The following is a 19,842-nucleotide window of genomic DNA, read 5'->3' on the forward strand; positions in this document are numbered from 1 at the left end:
ACTATCAATAGGTTAAACCGCTTCCCGCAAACGTGACAATGATCGTAAAAAAGGCCAAGATCATAAATACCGTGTTCAGAAAGATGTATTTTACAATGGTTTTAAATCTTCCTTGTCCGTAAAATTTTCGCATGGCCTTGTATAGGTATATTGCAAAAATCAACAGAAAGATTCCTGAGCTGTTTATATTGAATATGGTATCCAATGTGAGGCTAAGGATGAGCAAGATAAACAAGAGGGACTGATTGTGGAAACTAAAAATAAGATGATCGGTGTAGGTATAATTTTTTCTGATGTAAACCAACCAAATGAAGACTGTGAACACCGGCATAAAGAAAAATATGACAAAAGGAAGTTTGGATATGGTGCTATTTACCCAGCTCCCCGGTTCTTTTATTGCCCTTAAAATACTGTTTGCGGAGTTAAATGCCATTCTATTGGTCCAGGAATTGCCTATGTTGTATCTGGTTTCAGCTTCTTCAAAGTTAAAAAGGGTGTCTTTTTTGATCACATGCCCAAAAAACTCTACTTTTTTGGAAAACCCGCCTATGCCCGATTCTTTTTCGAGATCTTTAAAGTATCCCGTTGGGTCGGCGTCCATAAAGGAGTCTTTCTTTTTTACTTTTTGTTGTGCCCCGTTCACAAAAACACCCAAAGAATCCAAGTATTTTAATTGCTGGGAAAGCTCGGGGTCTTCCGCTTTAATCGAATCAAATTTTTGCATGCCGACCAAAACCCCGGGATTTACCTTTTTTAAGGAATCTAGGGCTTTTTGTGCCTTTTTGGATTGCTTTTCGAAGGCAACACTGTCTACTTCAAGATCTCCGGAGTCCATATCGAATTTAAATGGGGAGCCATCATAAATATTGCCGTCAAAATTTTTGGCTGCTTGGTCCAGATTGGTAAAATTGGAGTTGTAGGTGAACATCAAAAAATAGAGAAAGGCCAAACTCAACAAAAACCGGAAAGGGTTGGTGTAGGTTATTCTTTTGCCATTTACGTAGTCCTTTGTAATTCTTCCGGGTCTGAGTAAAAGGGCGGAAAGTGTTTTTAAAAGTTTGGAATCGTAATTGATAAGGCCCGAGAAAAACTCGTCGATAAAGTCTTTGAGGGTTAATTTCTTGGTACTATTGGCCTGTGAGCAATTAGGGCAGTACTTGTCGCTTATGTCAAGCGGGTGCCCACAGTTAAGGCATTTTACGCCCCTAAACTTTAGTTCGTATCGACCTTTGGTGATCAAACCATCTTTTTTACCCATACCTTTTTTAAGGATTTAGGGCTAAAGATAATTAATTACTGATATTCCTTGAGTTTACGGAGCCTATACCTATTATACTATCGTGCATGTCCCCAAAATCTCTGTAATAAACCAAGATCAGGTAGTTGTTCTCCGTAAAGTGGAAGTTGCCACTCACCAGGTTGGGTTCAATGGTACCATCTTCCCTTTGCACAACATACTTATAGTTGTAAAAGCCCTGTTTCATCATTAAAGTAGCTTCAAATTTTCCAGTGGATTCGTTGAATGTCATTCTGTTCTCATCGCCCAGTGCATAATTGTTGAACTTTCCGATCACATAAACATTATCGAGCCCTATTTGGTTGGTATAGGGCAGGCTAAAATGGACCTTGGAGTATTCGGCCTCTCTGGAAACATCTTCTCCTTGAAGCGTCCTAACCACAAAATCGCCATTAATATCTGGAAAGTAGGTGTATTCTTTGTCGTACCGGTATTCGTTGGTGAACAAATAATGGTGGTACACATCCCTCATTTCAATATTGGATATGGCAAAGCTGGGGGAGCGAAGGTCTTTGGTGTCGAAGTTTAGGTATTCGTTGCCGCCAAAAAAACTGGTTTCCTCGTTGTATTTGTAAACCAGCTCCGTACCAATGGTGAATTGGGGTTTAATGTTGTATAATGCCGTGGGCCAATGATGGTTTTGTATAATGGCTACTTTTACCTCCTTTTTTGGGTTGACCACGTTAAAAGAAGCTGTGTTGATAGTAAACTGTACCACCTGCTTTGTATTGATGAAGTTAAAATCCCGAGATCTTTTTACAGTACCTGCAACGGAAACGGCATCCCGATATACCACAAACCTTCTGGAGAATTGAAGATCACCATAACTGTTATAGATTTCCAGAACAAAATTGCCACTCACGGTTAATTTAACATTGTTGTTGGGGATAGTGAGCCGGTAATTGGAATAGGGCTGTAGGGTGGTATAGCTGTTTTCGTAGTCAATAATTCGTTGGTTGTCCGCCCCGGATAGGTATTGTGATTTTAGTAATTGGGAAGGGGTCCAATCGTAATCACAATGTACAATCTTGTAATAATAATCTTGTTCGTTGGCAGTGAGGTCATCAAACTCCAAAGTCATTGATTCTCCGAGTTGTATCACAGGAAATTGATCTTCGGTAGGACCTTTAAAAACCACTGATTTTATGTTTTCCGGTGGATTTACTTCAACCATTACTTGTCCAAAAGCCGGAGTGGCCGCCAAACCTAAAAGAGTCAATATAAAGGTAAAACGCATCAAGGGCATATTTTTAGGGTAAAGGTAAACAAAAAGTATGCCTGGGGAATTAAGCTCGGCATAAACCCAATTTTATGGTTAATTATTATGAAAACAATCCTTTTAGTGCTAAATTTGCGTCCGATTTTGATAACAAAAGGTCTACAACAATATGTCTAAAGACATCCGGATTAGAAAGGGGTTGAATATCAACCTCGTCGGGGCGGCAGAGCAGACTATTTCCAAAGCTGTTACCAGTAACGTATACGCCCTAAACCTAGATGATTTCCACGGAATCACTCCAAAAATGTTGATAAAACAAGGGGAAGAGATAAAAGCGGGCGAACCCCTCTTTTATAACAAGAACAACGAAGACATGCACTTTGTTTCCCCGGTAAGCGGAGAGCTTGTGGAAATTGTTAGGGGGGCAAGAAGAAGAATCTTAACATTAAAGATCCTTGCTGACAAAGAACAAAATTACGTTATAAATAAGGTGCCAGATTTGGATACGGCAAATGGTGAGGCCATTAAATCCTATCTTTTACAGTGTGGAGGATGGCCGTTTATAAAACAAAGACCTTATGATGTAATTGCCGACCCAAGCGCAACGCCGAAAGCGATATTTGTTTCGGCATACGCTACGGCACCATTGGCAGCAGACCCTGACTTTGTCCTAAAGGATAAAGAACAGGAGATTCAAGCGGCGATAATGGGTCTTAGCAAGCTTACACCGGGTAAAATCCATGTATCTATCGGGAAATCGAACAGGTCGCCCTTCAATGATATTAAGGGAATAGAACTGCACAAGGTTTCCGGCCCCCATCCAGCAGGCTTGGTGGGCACACAAATCAATAAGATTGACCCTGTAAACAAAGGTGAAGTGGTCTGGACATTGTCTCCACAGGACCTTGTAATGTTGGGTGAGCTATTGTTGACCGGTAAGTTCAATGCGGAGCGCATTGTGGCATTGGCTGGTTCTGTTATTAAGGAGCCAAAGTACTATAAGACCAAAATTGGAGCTGAAATTTCTACTTTTTTATACGCAAGTGGTGTAAAGGAAGATAGGTTTAGGTTGATAAACGGGGATGTGCTTACAGGTACTAAAACCAATACCGAGGGACATCTTGGCTTTTACAATAATACGGTTACTGCCATTCCAGAAGGGGACGATTATGAATTTTTTGGGTGGAACAAACCAGTATTCAATAAAATTTCGTCTACAAGGGCATTGACCTTTTCTTGGCTGCAGCCCAACAAGAAATACGATTTGGATACCAATACCAATGGAGAGCACAGGGCTTTTGTGGTAACAGGTAGGTACGAAGAGGTTTTTCCTCTGGACATATACCCACTTCAACTTTTGAAGGCCTGTATGGTAAAAGATTTGGATGAAATGGAGCAATTGGGACTCTACGAAGTGGCTCCCGAGGATTTCTCCTTGACAGAATTCATATGCATATCAAAACAACCGCACCAACAAATAATCAGGGAAGGATTGGATTTGTTGCAAAAAGAACTTGGATAATATGGGCATGAAAGAAAAATTACATCAGTTAAAACTTAAGTATCAGGGCAAAAAAATGGCCCCTGCCTTTAATGCACTGCATACTTTTCTTTATACACCGAACGAAACAACCCATTCTGGGTCGCATGTTCGAGCTGCGGATGATTTAAAACGTACCATGAATACGGTGATCATGGCCTTGGTGCCTTGTTTGCTGTTTGGAATGTTCAATGCAGGGTATCAACATTATTCCGCTATCAATGGTTTTCCTGAGAGTTTCTCTCTTTTTGACCATTTTTTGACATGGGATAACTTTTTGGTAGGGATCACTACCATATTACCTTTGGTAATTGTGTCTTATGGCGTTGGTTTGGCCATTGAATTCTTGTTCGCTGTAATCAAGGGCCATGAAGTGGAAGAAGGATATTTGGTAACAGGTATGTTGGTTCCATTGATCGTACCTGTTGATACTCCACTTTGGATGTTGACCATCGCCGTAGCCTTTGGTGTCGTTATCGGTAAAGAAGTTTTCGGTGGTACCGGAATGAATATATTGAACCCTGCACTGACGATTCGTGCATTCTTGTTCTTCGCCTATCCAACTTGGATGAGTGGGGATAAAGTATGGGTCCACGAAGCTGTGGAAAGAGCTGGAACCGCAGATGCCATTTCAGGAGAAACCATCCTTGGCTCATTGGCCCAAGGGTCGGACTATAGTTATTCACTGGCCGATATGTTCTACGGATTTATCCCTGGCTCCGTTGGGGAAACATCGACCCTGTTGATTATATTGGGTGGTCTTTTCTTGGTTTTCTCCAAAATAGCCTCATGGCGCATCATGTTGAGTGCTGTGTTGGGCTCATTGGCCATGGGACTTATATTCAATGGCATTGTAGATGCCGGTTGGTTGCCCGAGTACAGTAAATTCTATGCCTTGATGAGTTTCCCTTACTGGCAACATTTGTTGGTAGGAGGTTTGGCCTTTGGTATTGTATTTATGGCAACCGACCCCGTTACGGGCGCTCAGACCAATAAAGGAAAATGGTACTACGGATTCTTTATCGGATTCCTGTCCGTAATGATCCGGGTGTTCAACCCAGGATACCCAGAAGGTGTATTCTTGGCCATCTTGTTGATGAACGTATTCGCACCTACCATTGACCACTACGTGGTAAGGGGCAACATTAAAAAGAGATTGAAACGATTTAAGACAGCAACCATATATCCAAAGGCATCGGATGAGGTTGATTCATTAAAAACGGAAACCGCTTAATTATGGCAATCAATACAGAAAAAAATAGCTACACTGTAATCTTTGCAGTCTTAATGGTTATTGTTGTGGGATCGCTACTGGCTTTTGTTGCATCTGGCCTTAAACCAAGGATTGATGAGAACGAGCGCTTCGAAAAGCAACAAAACATCCTATATGCCATGGGAGTTAATCAAAATGAGGGAGATGGAGATGTTTCCTTTGTGCCAACAACTACAGTTGAAGAGCAATTTTCCAAATTCATAACTTCCCAATTGGTATTGGAAGGTTCCGAAGCAGTGGAAAAAGAGAATGCCTACCTAATCGATGTACAGAAAGAAATAGCAAAAGCAAAGAATGGAGAGAAGGCGGAACTTCCTTTGTTGATCGGTGAAAAGGACGGGGAAAAATTCTATATCATCCCCATGTACGGTAAAGGACTTTGGGATGCCATTTGGGGATATATTTCCTTGGATGAGAACATGGAAATAAAAGGCGTCTTTTTTGATCATAAGGGAGAAACCCCTGGACTGGGTTCCAATATTAACCAACGCTTTTTTATGGACGACTTCAAGGGAGAATCCGTTATGGACGGCAATACCTATGCAGGTGTTAATGTAGCAAAAGGGAACAACGATCCTTTGAACAACGATAAAGAAGATAACGCAGTAGATGCTTTGGCCGGTGCTACCATTACTGGTAATGGAGTAACCGCAATGATCAAAGAGAGCCTGAAGCTTTACAAACCCTATTTACAAACTATTAGATCCAATTAATATGGCGCTACTATCAAAAAAAGATGCAAATCTGATAAAAGACCCGTTAGCGGACAACAACCCTATCACTATTCAGGTGTTGGGTATCTGTTCCGCCTTGGCAATTACTGCGGAGCTAAAAGCTTCGGTGGTAATGGCAATATCCGTATTGTTTGTAATGGGAGTAGGTAATGTGGTAATTTCGCTCATACGAAATATTATTCCATCAAAAATTAGGATCATTGTGCAGTTGGTCGTTGTTGCCGCCTTGGTTATTATTGTGGATCAAGTATTAAAGGCTTTTGCCTACGACCTAAGTAAAACCCTATCGGTATTTATTGGACTTATTATCACCAACTGTATCATTATGGGACGTTTTGAGGCTTTTGCCCTAGGAAACGGGCCCCGTAGAGCATTTCTTGATGGAATAGGGAACGCTCTAGGATATGGAGTAATTCTGGTCATAGTAGGTTTCTTTAGGGAACTATTGGGATCGGGAACCCTGTTCGGTATAAAAGTATTGGGAGACCCCATCGCAAAAACTGGATTGTACTCCATCGGTTACGAAAACAATGGATTTATGATCATACCCCCGGCAGCATTGATTGTTGTGGGAATCATTATTTGGGTGCAACGCTCCAGAAATAGGGCATTAATTGAAGAAGCATAAACTAAGGAAGCATGTTAGAGCATTTAGAACTATTTTTTAGATCAATCTTCGTAGACAATATGGTGTTTGCGGTCTTTTTGGGAATGTGTTCCTACTTGGCCGTATCCAAAAAGGTTTCTACAGCTGTAGGATTGGGAGCTGCCGTAATATTCGTATTGGGCGTTACCGTGCCCTTAAACTGGTTGTTAGATAAATATTTGCTGCAAGATGGAGCCTTGGTTTGGTTGGGCCCTGAATACGCCGATTACGACCTTAGTTTCCTATCCTTTATTCTATTTATTGCAACCATTGCCACGATGGTGCAGTTGGTGGAGATCGTAGTAGAGAAGTTTTCGCCATCCCTGTATAACTCCTTGGGTATTTTCTTGCCTTTGATTGCGGTAAACTGTGCCATCTTGGGGGGGTCCTTGTTTATGCAGACAAGGGATATACCAAATATTGGGTTGGCCTTGAATTATGGGGTAAGCTCAGGAATTGGATGGTTCTTAGCAATTTTGACCATTGCGGCCATTCGCGAAAAGATTAGATATTCCAACGTGCCCGCGCCACTGCGAGGTTTGGGAATCACCTTTATTATCACAGGTTTAATGGGAATCGGTTTCCAAAGCTTTGGAGGTATGCTCACAGGAGACAACGAACCACCAGAGGAAACCCAAAGCACAACCGTTGAGGCCCAAGAAACCCAAGAAGAAAAAGAAATTAAAAAAGAGATTGAGGATAAGGAAGAAGCAGTCTCTTATAACGAAGCCATAAACAGATAGAAGATGATATTAGCCGCAAGTACCGGGGGTACTATTCTAATTACCGTAGTAGCATTTCTTGTTTTGTTGTTAGTCTTAGTGGCACTATTGCTGTTCACTAAGGAGAAACTATCCCCATCCGGTCCTGTAACGATTACCATTAATGGTGAAAAAGAGTTGGAAGTAGGCTCGGGAGGCTCCCTGTTGTCTACCCTGGGTAACCAAAAAATATTCTTGCCATCCGCTTGTGGTGGTGGTGGAACCTGTATTCAGTGCGAATGCCACGTAGTTTCAGGTGGGGGAGAAGCATTGCCTACCGAGACGCCACACTTTTCCAAAAAAGAGTTGAGCGAAGGCGCTCGTTTGGCCTGCCAGGTTAAGGTAAAGCAGGATATGGAAATTACCATTCCCGAAGAGGTGTTCGGTATTAAAAAGTGGAATGCGAAAGTAGTGCGTAACTATAACGTGGCCTCTTTCATCAAGGAATTTGTAGTTGAGATTCCAGAGGAAATGAACTACAAAGCAGGTGGATACATCCAGATTGAAATTCCACCATGTGAAGTAAAATATTCCGATATCGATATTACAGCTCACCCAGAAGAGCACGAAACTCCGGACAAATTTCAAGCGGAGTGGGATAAGTTCAACCTATGGCCATTGGTCATGAAAAATCCCGAAACCGAAGAAAGGGCATATTCCATGGCTTCTTATCCGGCAGAGGGAAGGGAAATTATGTTGAATGTCCGTATCGCGACCCCACCATGGGATCGTTCCAAAAACGGATGGATGGACGTAAACCCAGGTATTGCCTCTTCTTATATTTTTAGTTTGAAAAAAGGCGACCCCGTAACCATTTCAGGTCCATTTGGTGAGTTCTTCATCAATGAATCCGATGCCGAAATGCTATACGTAGGAGGTGGTGCCGGAATGGCCCCAATGCGTTCGCACTTGTACCACTTGTTCAAAACTTTGAAAACCGATAGAAAAGTGACCTATTGGTATGGAGGACGTTCTAAAAGAGAGTTGTTTTACATTGACCATTTCAAACAATTGGAAAAAGAATTTCCTAACTTTAAGTTTTACATGGCACTTTCAGAACCGCTGGAAGAGGACAATTGGAAAGTGAAGAAAGACATCCATGATGAAGAAGGTGATGGTTTTGTTGGGTTTATTCACAACTGCGTTATCGATAACTATTTGAACCATCATGAAACGCCAGAGGATATAGAACTATATTTCTGTGGACCACCTTTGATGAACAAAGCCGTTCAGAAAATGGGAGAGGATTTTGGTATTCCGGATGAGAATATCAGGTTCGATGACTTTGGTGGATAGAACTAAAAATTGATTATCACCTCGAGCATTGTCGAGAGGTATGAATAAAACCAAACCGATGCTCGTGCATCGGTTTTTTTGTTAGCTATGGGAAGAGAATTAACAGAACAGGAACTGCACAATTTGGCCATGAACATTGTGGGGCGTGAGCTGGAGGCCGATGGTTTTGAATTTATGGCCATTAACAGCAAGCTCAAAAAAAATCCACAGTATGTATGCCTAAAAGAAAAAGTACTGCATTTTATAGTGGTTAGGAATGTGGAATTCCCCCTAAACCCAAGGGAGTACGATGAAGAATTGATGCTTACCGTAAAGAATCACGCTGAGAAATTCGAGGCCAGAACCTATTTTGCTGGAGTTGGACTCTCTAATGCATCAGATAGGACAGAACCCCTTTACTTGGATGAAGAATATGTAGTGGACTATCAAGGTTTAATTGAAATATAAATGAAGTATAAAGTATTGTTTTTAGGATTGGTCGTGCTTTTTTTAAACTGTACGCCTAAAGAACAGGTTAAAAACCAGAATTGGGGCAATGCGCTGGGCACCACCTATTCCATTATTTACATTGCTGATGAGGAATTGGACTATCAGCAGGAGATAGATTCCGTTTTTCAAGTGCTGAACCAATCTATGTCCACCTATATTCCCTCATCCGATATTTCCAAGATCAATGCGGGGGACTCCACTATTGTTGTGGATGATATGTTCAAAGAGGTATTTGAGGTTTCAAGCAAGGTTTACAAAGCTTCAAACGGCTATTTTGACCCCACTGTGGGTGTTTTGGCCAATGCATGGGGATTTGGTCCGGGTGAGCAATTAGAGCTCGATAGCTTGCGTGTGGATAGCTTATTGGGTTACGTAGGATGGGAAAAGGTAAAGATGAACGCGGATAATACCATTACAAAGGCCCATCCGTCCATCCGTTTTGATTTTAATGCCGTTGCCAAGGGTTATGCCATTGATCGATTGGGAGCTATGCTCAATGAAAAGGGTATTGAGAATTATTTGGTTGAAGTTGGAGGCGAGGTCCTCGCCAAGGGAACCAACCTAGATTCGGGCAAACAATGGTCCGTTGGTATAGATGATCCACAGGCAGGAACTGGTCGTCAGTTAAAACAAATTGTTTCCTTGAAAGATGTAGCGATGGCCTCATCTGGCAATTACCGAAAGTTTCGGGTAGACCCTGAAACAGGGGAGAAGTATGTGCATACCATCAACCCAAAAACAGGATATACTAAAAATTCCAATGTGCTGGCCACAAGTGTTGTGGCAAAAACTTGTGCTGTTGCCGATGCGTTTGCCACTACCTTTATGGCGATGGATTTGGAAGATTCCAAACAAGTTCTTGAAAATCATGAAGAGTTGGAGGCCTATATCATCTATTTGGATGAAAATGGGGAGACACAGGAATTTTTTACGCCGGGTTTTGGGGCTTTGATCAAGAATTGATCATTTCCTGACCACTGGAATAATTTCCCCTTTCGCCAATCTGTATTTTTCAACCATTTCCTTTGGGAGTTTTTTGGTGTAATCCACCTCTTCAACTACAAACCCAATACTGCGAAGCTTGTCAAAATAATCTCGTCCGTATATCCGGACATGATCGTACTGGCCAAAAATGCGTGCTCTTTCTTTTTTATCGGTAATGGAATCATCCTCAAAAGTTTTCTCTCTATTTAAGTCCTGTGGAATTTGAAATATGCCCCATCCACCGGGTTTCATAATACGATAGAGCTCTTGCATGGCCTTGGTATGATCTGGAATATGTTCCAAAACGTGGTTGCATAGGATCACATCAAAAGAATCATCTTGAAAGGGTAGGTTGCAGATATCCGCTTTTACATCCGCCAAAGGCGAATTGAGGTCAGTGGTGGTGTAATCCAAATTATCCAGTTTTTTAAAGCGTTTGTAAAAGGCTTGTTCGGGGGCAAAGTGGAGCAACTTAAGCGGTTTGGTGAAAAAATCCGTTTCATTTTTCAGGTATAGCCACAGTAATCGGTGTCTTTCCAACGAAAGGGTAGAAGGGGAGAGTACATTTTCCCTCGGGGCCTCATAACCATAAGGCAAAAATTTCCTGAATGATTTACCGTCAATCGGGTCGGTATATGAGCTTCCCTTTAGGGAAAAGGCAATCAATGGGCGTACCCAATAGCTTAATCGGATAAGTAAGGGTCTGGGAATTAGATTAAGGAAGTATTTAAATATTTTTGACACGAATTACATGAGTTTTCTCTAAAACTTATAAAGGCACATTATTTGTGGGTAGCATTGAATTTGAAATCCTGAAAATTAAGGTGAATTATATTATCTAGACACGAATCGCACAAATTTTCACTGATCTAATCATAATACTACTCTTTTATAGGTAAAACTATCTTCTCCAAAGTCTGCTTCACATGGCACTGCTTCACTGGATTCTTTGCTGAGCTCATTATGGATAACGATACATAGGCCAATAACGAAGTAGGGCTCATTTTAATATAGGATTTGGGACATCTATTCGGGAAATAAGTGCAATTAGTGTCAAGGATATTTGTATGCATCTGACACGAATCGCACAAATTTTCACTAATCAAATTATAATACCACTCTTTTATAGGTAAAACTATCTTCTCCAAAGTTTACGATGAGGCCCAACTTCATTTTTGATGCTGCCAAATAGTTTAAAGTTTGTTTTATATGATTACTGCTAATTTTTTCTACTGCTTTAAGTTCTAAAATGATTTTATCATCCACTACAAAATCAGCATAGTAGTGATGCCTTAACTTTTTGCCTTTGTAAATGATATCGAATTTAGCTTCCTTTTGATATGGAACCCCATTGGATTTTAATTCAATTTCAAGAGCATCGCTATAAACTGCTTCGTTGAATCCTCTACCAAGTTCGTTATGAATATCCATGCACAAACCGATGATAAAGTAAGACTCATTTTTATAAATGATTTGGGACATTTATTTGAGTAATTGGTGAAATTCGTGTCAATATAAAGATTGTTGAACACTAAAGCACCAATTTCTTACTACGGAATTCTTCCTCTTCATCGCTGGTAATGCCCAGGGCATCATAAATATATTGGTAGGTGGACAAGAGTTCGGGTTTACCATCCACTAGGGCCACATCGTGCTCAAAGTGTGCACTTGGTTTGCCATCGGCAGTGAGTATCGTCCAGCCATCCTTTAATTGTTTTATGCGTTTTGTACCCATATTGATCATGGGTTCTATAGCGACAACCATACCGTTGACAAACTTTTTGCCACGGCCTCTTTTGCCGTAGTTGGGCATTTGTGGGTCTTCATGGAGTTCCCGCCCCAAACCATGGCCAACCAATTCACGTACCACGCCGTATCCATGGTCTTCACAGTATTTTTGAATGGCATAACCAACATCACCTACGCGGTTACCCAGTTTAAACTCCCTTATGCCTATGTAAAGCGATTCTTTGGTAACCTTGAGCAGTTTTTTGGTTTCTTCGGCAACTTCACCCACTTCAAAAGTATAGGCATGGTCTCCGTGGAAACCATTTTTAACGGCTCCACAATCCACGGAAACAATGTCGCCCTCCTTTAAGGGTTCATTGCCTGGTATGCCATGCACCACTTGGGCATTTGGACTCCAGTTTAAGGTGTTTGGAAAGTCGTACATGCCCAAAAAGCCAGGTACGGCTCCCTGTTCCCGAATAAATTCTTCGGCCATTTTATCCAGTTTTAATGGATTGGCACCGGGCTTTATTTCCTTGGCCAATAGGCCCAAAGTTTTGGATACTACCAAAGCGCTCTCGCGCATCAACTCAATTTCTTCAGCTGTTTTTACTTGAATCATAGCCGCAAAGATAAAGAACTCATCTTGAGTTATTGTAATTTACTGCAAAACCATCTTTTGCACTCAATTTTTGTCTTTTTTTCACTCCGTAGCCCTGCTATGCTGCTCAAAAAATCCTTCATTTGAGCACAAAATCTTGCTTTCTCGTCTTAATGAAACAACCCAAGACGAGTTCAAATTGATTCTGGGGATTTTAAGGAATGTTTGTCTACACCAATGGTTTTTGGGTCATTAATTCTGGTTGTGGAACGCCCAATAATTTAAGAATGGTAGGAGCGATATCGCCTAAAACGCCACTTTTTACCTCTTTTACATCCTTGTCCACCAAAATAAGTGGAACTGGGTTCGTGGTGTGTGCTGTGTTGGGGCTACCATCTGGGTTGATCATGGTGTCGCAGTTTCCATGATCCGCAATTACAATGGTGGAATAGCCGTTTTCCAAGCCAGCGGTTATCACATCTTTGGCACATTGGTCAACGGTTTCACAGGCTTTTATGGCGGCCTCCATAACTCCGGTGTGCCCAACCATATCGGGATTGGCAAAGTTGAGGCATACAAAGTCCGCTTCTCCTTTCTTTAATTCAGGGATAATGGCATCGCGAATGTCGTAAGCGCTCATTTCAGGTTGAAGGTCGTAGGTAGCTACTTTGGGGGATGGGCAAAGAATACGCTGCTCACCCTCAAAAGGTTCTTCGCGACCTCCATTAAAGAAAAAAGTAACGTGTGGATACTTTTCGGTTTCGGCGATGCGGATTTGCTTCTTGCTATTTTTGGCAAGGGTCTCGCCCAAGGTATCTTTTATGTTCTCTTTGTTGAATATGATTTTGATTCCTTTGAATGAATCATCGTAATTTGTCATGGTAACATAGTACAGATCCATTTTGTGCATGTTCTGTTCATGGAAATCCTGTTGACTCAAAGCTTGTGTCAGCTCACGGCCACGGTCTGTCCTAAAATTGAAGAAGATGATTACATCCCCATCTTGGATTTTGGCAAGGGGCTCATTATTGGCATCGGTTAAAACCAACGGTTTAATGAATTCATCGGTAACACCGTCATCGTAACTTTTTTGCATGGCCTCACCAATATGCTGTGTTTTTTCCCCTGCTGCATTTACGACTACATCATAAGCCATTTTTACACGCTCCCATCTTTTGTCACGATCCATGGCGTAATACCTGCCAATAACTGTGGCCAATTGGGTCTTTTTGTCAGAGCAGTAATTATCAAGATCCACCAAAAAGCCTTTACCACTTTTTGGGTCTACATCCCGACCATCGGTAAAAGCGTGTACAAAAGCATTTTCCACACCGCTTTCGTCGGCGGCTTTGATCAAGGCCTTTAAATGGTCGATGTGGCTATGCACCCCACCATCGCTCACCAAGCCTAAAAAGTGGACCGGTTTATTGTTGGCTTTGGCATATTCAAAGGCATCTTGGAGTACTTTTTCTTTTTTTAAGGTATCTTCTTTTACGGCTTTGTTGATCTTGGCCAAGTCTTGGTACACGATTCTTCCCGCGCCAAGGTTCATGTGTCCTACCTCACTGTTTCCCATCTGTCCCTCGGGTAGGCCAACGTTCATTCCGTCAGTATGCAGATCCGCATTGGGGTATTTTGTGTATAGTGAATCAATAAATGGAGTGTTGGCCTTTTCAATTGCCGAAACCTTTGGATCTGGGGATTTTCCCCAACCATCCAAAATCATGAGAATAACCTTTTTGTTCATAGTGAAATATTGTACCACAAAAATAAAGTGATCTGGTTGGATGCCCTAGTTTTTTGTTAAAATTCTAATTATGAACTTGTTAATAATCTTATGTTAAAAATGAAGAATTGTTAAAATTTAGTTATTTAACTGTTAATCGTGTAACATCCAAGCTTGGCGAGAGTCTATTTTTATAACAAGAAAATTCATTAATCAAAAACAATTCATCATGAAAAAAACAATCTTTTCAGTGGCCTCACTATGCCTGTTGGCCCTAAGCGGCGTTTCTGCCAACGAACTCAAAACAAACGATTTTGGAACCTCCATTGAAATGGTAAGCCTGGATGAGCTCAGCAGTTTTTGCAAGGCTGTAATGCAGGGCGATGTAGAGACGGTTAAAAAATTCATTGAACTTGGAGAGGACGTCAACCAAAAATCCTTGGGCAAGGCACCTATCCATTACGCGGCCCGTTACAACAAGGTCGAAGTATTACAAGTACTTATCGATCATGGGGCAGACCTTAAAAAACGTTGCGACGGGGGTATGACCGCCATGAAATATGCCAAATTGTCCAACGCCACTGAGGCACAGGCCGTGTTGGAAGCTGCAATGAAAAAATAGAAAGGGAGTTTATTCCAATGAAAAAGGGCCCATCCATTGGATGCGCCCTTTGTTCATTTCATATATTAGTGTTCTTGCAAAAGAGTGTGGCCCTCTTGACTTAAAATTCAAACCCGGTAAAAGCCCGGTACAAAAATGCATATAGGGCCATAACAAGCATGACCCCGCAAAATATAGAATACCCTTTTAAAAAGAGCACTACAAAGCTAGGTTTGCAATCGTCAAATGCCTCTAAATAGAGGTCTTTAAAATGTAATAGTGTTCCCATATGTTCTCTCTTTTTATTGCATAACAAAAAGATTAAGAGAAACTTAGTAGGATTTGGGCCGTTTACCCAAAGGTACGGAAATTAAGCCAATCTCCTTTTTTTATCGATAAACCACCAATTCTATCGACCTGAATATTTTTCGATGGCTTCCTTTATCTTTTCAATACGGTTTTCGGGGTCGGGGTGGGTACTCTGGAACTCGGGAACCCTGTTGGGTCCTGCGGCCGCTTTCAATACTTTCATGACCTCTATCATCTCATTGGGGTCGTACCCGGACGCTATCATAAATAGCACGCCGAGTTCATCACTCTCCAATTCGTCGCCCCTGCCATTGGTTAAAAGGGTATTTTGGCCGATGCCTGCAACCAAACCGCCCATATCGCCACCGACTGAAGCACCCGTGGCCAAGGTTTGCCAAAAATTGCTTTCGGCAATACGTTCGGCAGAATGCCTGCCGATTACATGGCCGATCTCATGGCCCAAGACACCGGCAAGTTGCGGTTCGTTGAGTTGGGAGAACAGGGCATAAGTGATAAAAATCTGTCCGCCGGGCAGCGCAAAGGCATTGATGGTGCGGTCGTCTGCCAAAAGATGAAATTCGTATTGATAAGGGGTTTCCTTGGCCACACTACTTTGCACCAGTTTGTTGCCCACGGCGTCCACCAAAGCCTGCATACGTTCGTCCGGATAGAGTCCCCCGTGTTGCTGCGCCATTTCCGGGGCAGCTTGCAGCCCAATGGCAATCTCCTGTTCCGTGGTCATGTCTATGTTCTGGGTTCTGCCGGTATAGGGATTTTCTTCTTGGTTGCTGCACCTACGAATAAACGCAAAAGCAACAATGGCCAAACCGATCAGGATGCGTATCCTCCAATTTCCTCTTCCGATTCTCATGGGCTAGTGTACTGGTATGTTGAAGATACAAAAAAACCGTTATAGCAGTACAGGGTTTATGTCCAAGATATTGTCCTGAACGTAGGTTCTTATAAAACCAGCGGTAAAATGTTCTTTGCCCAGAAACCTTTCTTGTTGCATCAACTTTAAAATGTTGAGCTTACGGTAGGCCGTTAGCATGGGAATGGATATGGGCGCATAACTGTAATGCCAGGGCTCGTACTTAAACCCTCTTCTTCTTGGATTGTTGGTGTAGACAAGATAGAACCCGTATTTTGTCGAGTTTTCGTCCAGCCAAAGTTTGAGTCCTTCGAAAGGACCGCCCGCCTCAAATTTTTCGGAATCCAGCACATCGCCCGATACTTTGGGGAATCCATCAATAATATCGATGTCGGTGCCCCAATGGTGCCTGCTCGTTCCCGGAATGGTGGAATATTCAATAATCTTGTCAATAGCCTCCAAAGGGGCCATACCTTCTTCGGTATAGCTTAGATATTTGCGTTCCCAAATGCGTTCTTGATGGTAAAAATCCCTGAAACTGGATACTATTTTAATATCAAAACCATCAGAATAGGCCGCTTTTTTCATTTCTAAAAAGGACTTGTACGCCTCTTCCTTTAGATTGATGCCCTCGCCAAAGAGTTCAATATCCGCTTTGCCCATGAGCTCGGCCGTGGAGTAATCCGGGTCATAAAAATTGGGTAAAATGGGAGGAATGGTGCAGGCCAGCCCTGATGCAGAAGCAGTTTTAATGAAAGCCCTTCTTTTCATAAAAGAAATTTTTCACCAAGTTAAGAAGTATTTTTAATTGAAAAAGCATTCCCCAATCCCATTATAGGTGGGATTCCATTAAAATTGTCATTCCCATGAAAACGGGAATCCAAATAATTGAGTTTTTGTGTTAAAGTAGAAATGAAAAAGGTGATTGCTATCGGTCCAAGAAAAGGAAACCGGAATATTCCAGTTCCAGATCGTCCAAGGTAACCAAGTAAAAATAAACGCCTTCGGGCAGACCGGATGCTTGGTTGGGGATCAAGGTTCCTGTGTTGGCAAGGCCGTAAAACTCGTTGGTGTAATTGATTTTCTCAAAAACCTTTTGCCCGTATCGGTTAAAAATACGCAAACTGTTGTTCGGTGATTCCTCCATGCCGTCAATCACCAAAAAATCGTTGGTGCCATCTCCGTTCGGACTCAAAAAGTAATTGCCCAAAGTAGGATTTTCCACGGCAAAGGTATCCGTGGGCAGGGGAATGGTACCAAAGGTAATGGCGGCATAATCGCTGGGCACAAAGGTTTCGGAAGTAACAAACCCCTGTGCAATGTCGCCACTAATGGCCGAGTTGCCGATGATCACCCATTGGTTGGACGATTTGCTCCATCCCACCACAATAATGGATTCCAAAGTGGCATTGGGAATGGTGCCCAAAGCACTCCTTGTGTTCCACGAAATGGTTACTTGCGCTGGCACATCGCTTTGTATGACCCAAAATTCGCGATCGGTAACGGTTCCGATGTCCTGTACTTTTTCTTCGGTGTCAAAACGTTCCAAAATAGAGGAGGGAGCGGAGGGATCCTCAAAAAAATAGGCGCATACGGCCAAAGGGGTGGCACTTTGTGCGTTTAATGTTAAAGGTCGGAGCTGTTCCGAGTCGCCCACAGGGAACGAAAATACATCGCGATTGTTAATGGCGGCAAAGCCAGTTACTTTGGATGCATCGCTTTCTCCGGTGAAAAAACCTTGGTCCATAAAACTGAGGTTCACCGCAGGTATGTTGGTCGGGGTCAGGAAATTGCCATCAATAAAATTGACGTTGTTCCGAACCATGACGGGATTTTGTAAAAACACGTTGCTGTCCATCATTATCTCCGTGTCCCAAAGGGTTGGGGGAATGCTTCCGGAAACAATGATGGCACGGTTACCATAAAAACCGACCAGCCCATTGGTTTGGTCAAAGTTGGCATCGTTTATAAAATCGGTGTGCAGACCAATGTTGGCATTGTTGTGCACGCTAAAGTTGCCACTATTGTACAACCCGCTTTGGGCCACTCCAAAACTGACCGATAATAGAAATGTTATGTGGAGGAGGGGTTTCATTAGTTGATTTGTTGCCAGTTGGTACCATCACTTTGCAGTTGGGTTACTCCTGATGGAATTGTATTTTGACTTGTCCCTCCATCATCAATATATGAGGATATCGTAGGGGTAAATATGGTAGTGTTTTTAATAATATAGATTCTACCTTGGCACGTACCTGCCCCAGGCAGTGTTATGGCATCATCATCCCCTAGAATAACTGTATAGTGGGATTCATTTAAAGTTGTGTCTCCTGATGTTGTAGTAATTGGAGCTGCAAAGGAACCACCTGTTTGTAAAGTGGAGGTTGGGATAGCGGCAGTTCCAACTCCAACATTTCCGTTGGTAAAGTTTAAGGTTCCAGCATTTATATTATAGGTTCTGTCTGAAGTTTCGGTTTGTTCTAAGTCTTTGGTTTCTAGAGTTCTGTCGTACCTACTTAGGTCTATTGCCGTTGTGTCCCCGCTGATTCTAAGAGTGTCCAATTCTAAACTCAATTGTTGTTCGTCAAGATTGTCAAGGTAACCGCTTAGGTCGATTGGTGTATTGGCATTGCTGATATTGAGGGTGTCGTTGGATAAGGACAGTTCTTGAATTTCATTTTCATCGTCGTTCACATATCCGCTCAGGTCGATTGGCGTATTGGCATTGCTGATATTGAGGGTATCGTTGGATAAGGACAGTTCTTGAATTTCATTTTCATCGTTGGTGTCATTGTCCAATGCCTCCGAATCCGCAATCGCATCATTTAAAGATTGCAAATTAACAGCATCTAATAGTGCTGTTGGGTCAGCCAAATTAATGAGCCTATTTCCATCTAAATCAACAATGTCTTCAGCAGCTCCAAAACCACTCAGCGGAATATTTCCTTTATCGAGTTTTGCATTGGTGACATTTCCGTCAAGTATTTTTTCGGTCGTCACCGCATTATCTGCCAATTCAGCGGTATCAATTCCTCCATCTGCAACATCTAAGGTATATGGGTAGGCTTGGGTTCCGCCCCCATCTCTAACTAAAGAACCGTTCAGGGTAGCGTTTGTAATCTCATTCCCCACAATACTGTCCAGTTGGGTATTTAAAAGGTCGGAGCGGTTGATATAATCCCAACCACTACCAGTAGATATAAAAAGATCACCAGGATTTGGAGCCGATTGAAATTTTTCCTTACTAATGGTTCCATCTATCAAGTGTTTGTCTTCAATGGAGCTGCCAATGATGTTCCTTCCCACTACACCACCAGTTGCAATATTAGCTGAATTAATTTCTCCTACTTCAAAATTGTAATTGGTACTGCCATCGGGATTGATAATTTCGGAAATTATAACGGTATTGTCCCTCGCTTGTGGATTGACCTGTAGTAGAGAATCTGCACGGGTACTGGTTGTAAAAGAGTTGTCCAGTGCTTCGCAGATATTGATCCACTCCGTTCCGTTGTAATAATGCAGGCACTCCTGGTCGGTATTGTACACCACGGCACCGGGCAAGGGGTTGATTACGCTCATCTGGGCATCCGTTACTCGGGTGATCACCAAAACACGGTTGCTGCTCTGTAGTTCCAGAATAGAGGATGGATCCAGGTTTTGTGGGTTATCACCGATTTTTACCTGCGCACTCAGCGAGTTGATTACAAGCAGGCCCATGATCAAGTAGACTATTGAAGTTTTCACAGTGTTTGTTATTTGAGGATTTTCCA

20 protein-coding genes are annotated in these 19,842 nt (G+C 42.2%); 9 read left to right on the forward strand and 11 right to left on the reverse strand.

What is annotated here, in order from left to right:
• Positions 1 to 4 precede the first annotated feature (4 nt).
• A complete protein-coding gene (locus tag AC13CS_RS10770; RefSeq protein ID WP_293167644.1) occupies positions 5 to 1,258 on the reverse strand; it encodes a DUF3667 domain-containing protein in 1,254 nt (417 codons plus the stop codon).
• Between the two features lie 31 nt (positions 1,259 to 1,289).
• Positions 1,290 to 2,534, reverse strand: coding sequence for a type IX secretion system plug protein (locus AC13CS_RS10775; RefSeq protein ID WP_163625158.1), 1,245 nt, complete (start codon positions 2,532 to 2,534; stop codon positions 1,290 to 1,292).
• Between the two features lie 151 nt (positions 2,535 to 2,685).
• On the opposite strand from AC13CS_RS10775, the gene AC13CS_RS10780 reads away from it, so the two are divergent.
• From AC13CS_RS10780 to AC13CS_RS10815, 8 genes are all read left to right on the forward strand, one after another.
• Positions 2,686 to 4,038, forward strand: a complete 1,353-nt coding sequence (locus AC13CS_RS10780; protein WP_293167642.1) for a Na(+)-translocating NADH-quinone reductase subunit A — start codon at positions 2,686 to 2,688, stop codon at positions 4,036 to 4,038.
• Between the two features lies 1 nt (position 4,039).
• The gene (locus tag AC13CS_RS10785) at positions 4,040 to 5,290 is read left to right on the forward strand and encodes an NADH:ubiquinone reductase (Na(+)-transporting) subunit B (RefSeq protein WP_293167640.1); all 1,251 of its coding nucleotides are present in this window, start codon (positions 4,040 to 4,042) and stop codon (positions 5,288 to 5,290) included.
• Positions 5,291 to 5,292: 2 nt separating this feature from the next.
• Positions 5,293 to 6,042, forward strand: coding sequence for a Na(+)-translocating NADH-quinone reductase subunit C (locus tag AC13CS_RS10790; RefSeq protein WP_163625155.1), 750 nt, complete (start codon positions 5,293 to 5,295; stop codon positions 6,040 to 6,042).
• Position 6,043: 1 nt separating this feature from the next.
• Positions 6,044 to 6,691 (forward strand): NADH:ubiquinone reductase (Na(+)-transporting) subunit D, encoded by a 648-nt coding sequence (locus tag AC13CS_RS10795; protein ID WP_179385168.1) that lies wholly within the window; start codon positions 6,044 to 6,046, stop codon positions 6,689 to 6,691.
• Between the two features lie 11 nt (positions 6,692 to 6,702).
• Entirely contained in the window at positions 6,703 to 7,452 is a 750-nt protein-coding gene (gene nqrE, locus AC13CS_RS10800) for an NADH:ubiquinone reductase (Na(+)-transporting) subunit E (protein ID WP_293167635.1), read from the forward strand.
• 3 nt (positions 7,453 to 7,455) lie between these two features.
• Positions 7,456 to 8,766, forward strand: a complete 1,311-nt coding sequence (gene nqrF, locus AC13CS_RS10805) for an NADH:ubiquinone reductase (Na(+)-transporting) subunit F (RefSeq protein ID WP_293167633.1) — start codon at positions 7,456 to 7,458, stop codon at positions 8,764 to 8,766.
• A gap of 87 nt (positions 8,767 to 8,853) precedes the next feature.
• Positions 8,854 to 9,213 carry a Na(+)-translocating NADH-quinone reductase subunit F gene (locus AC13CS_RS10810; RefSeq protein ID WP_163625151.1) on the forward strand — a complete coding sequence of 120 codons (360 nt, stop codon included), beginning with the start codon at positions 8,854 to 8,856 and terminating at the stop codon, positions 9,211 to 9,213.
• Positions 9,214 to 10,218 carry an FAD:protein FMN transferase gene (locus AC13CS_RS10815; RefSeq protein WP_293167630.1) on the forward strand — a complete coding sequence of 335 codons (1,005 nt, stop codon included), beginning with the start codon at positions 9,214 to 9,216 and terminating at the stop codon, positions 10,216 to 10,218. It abuts the gene before it with no gap.
• Here AC13CS_RS10815 and AC13CS_RS10820 read toward each other — a convergent pair whose 3' ends face one another.
• The 4 genes from AC13CS_RS10820 to gpmI all read right to left on the reverse strand — a co-directional run bounded on the left by AC13CS_RS10820 (position 10,219) and on the right by gpmI (position 14,315).
• A complete protein-coding gene (locus AC13CS_RS10820) occupies positions 10,219 to 10,983 on the reverse strand; it encodes a class I SAM-dependent methyltransferase (protein ID WP_293167628.1) in 765 nt (254 codons plus the stop codon).
• A gap of 363 nt (positions 10,984 to 11,346) precedes the next feature.
• Positions 11,347 to 11,721 carry a GxxExxY protein gene (locus AC13CS_RS10825; RefSeq protein ID WP_163625148.1) on the reverse strand — a complete coding sequence of 125 codons (375 nt, stop codon included), beginning with the start codon at positions 11,719 to 11,721 and terminating at the stop codon, positions 11,347 to 11,349.
• Positions 11,722 to 11,770: 49 nt separating this feature from the next.
• Positions 11,771 to 12,589 carry a type I methionyl aminopeptidase gene (gene map, locus AC13CS_RS10830; protein ID WP_293167625.1) on the reverse strand — a complete coding sequence of 273 codons (819 nt, stop codon included), beginning with the start codon at positions 12,587 to 12,589 and terminating at the stop codon, positions 11,771 to 11,773.
• A 208-nt stretch (positions 12,590 to 12,797) separates the two neighbouring features.
• Positions 12,798 to 14,315, reverse strand: a complete 1,518-nt coding sequence (gene gpmI, locus AC13CS_RS10835; RefSeq protein ID WP_293167623.1) for a 2,3-bisphosphoglycerate-independent phosphoglycerate mutase — start codon at positions 14,313 to 14,315, stop codon at positions 12,798 to 12,800.
• Positions 14,316 to 14,523: 208 nt separating this feature from the next.
• Here gpmI and AC13CS_RS10840 point away from each other — a divergent pair, with 208 nt between their 5' ends.
• On the forward strand, positions 14,524 to 14,916 hold the full coding sequence (locus AC13CS_RS10840) for an ankyrin repeat domain-containing protein (protein ID WP_293167621.1): 393 nt from the start codon (positions 14,524 to 14,526) through the stop codon (positions 14,914 to 14,916).
• A 100-nt stretch (positions 14,917 to 15,016) separates the two neighbouring features.
• Here AC13CS_RS10840 and AC13CS_RS10845 read toward each other — a convergent pair whose 3' ends face one another.
• From AC13CS_RS10845 to AC13CS_RS10865, 5 genes are all read right to left on the reverse strand, one after another.
• Positions 15,017 to 15,184, reverse strand: a complete 168-nt coding sequence (locus AC13CS_RS10845) for a DUF6747 family protein (protein WP_293167619.1) — start codon at positions 15,182 to 15,184, stop codon at positions 15,017 to 15,019.
• A 120-nt stretch (positions 15,185 to 15,304) separates the two neighbouring features.
• Positions 15,305 to 16,075 carry a M48 family metalloprotease gene (locus AC13CS_RS10850; RefSeq protein ID WP_482888749.1) on the reverse strand — a complete coding sequence of 257 codons (771 nt, stop codon included), beginning with the start codon at positions 16,073 to 16,075 and terminating at the stop codon, positions 15,305 to 15,307.
• A gap of 39 nt (positions 16,076 to 16,114) precedes the next feature.
• The gene (locus AC13CS_RS10855; protein ID WP_293167617.1) at positions 16,115 to 16,846 is read right to left on the reverse strand and encodes a M15 family metallopeptidase; all 732 of its coding nucleotides are present in this window, start codon (positions 16,844 to 16,846) and stop codon (positions 16,115 to 16,117) included.
• Positions 16,847 to 17,003: 157 nt separating this feature from the next.
• Positions 17,004 to 18,170 (reverse strand): T9SS type B sorting domain-containing protein, encoded by a 1,167-nt coding sequence (locus AC13CS_RS10860; protein ID WP_293167615.1) that lies wholly within the window; start codon positions 18,168 to 18,170, stop codon positions 17,004 to 17,006.
• Positions 18,170 to 19,816, reverse strand: a complete 1,647-nt coding sequence (locus AC13CS_RS10865) for a hypothetical protein (protein WP_482888750.1) — start codon at positions 19,814 to 19,816, stop codon at positions 18,170 to 18,172. The genes AC13CS_RS10860 and AC13CS_RS10865 overlap by 1 nt, the downstream gene beginning before the upstream one ends.
• Positions 19,817 to 19,842: the final 26 nt, after the last annotated feature.

The organism is Flagellimonas sp. B-3 (assembly GCF_056857835.1).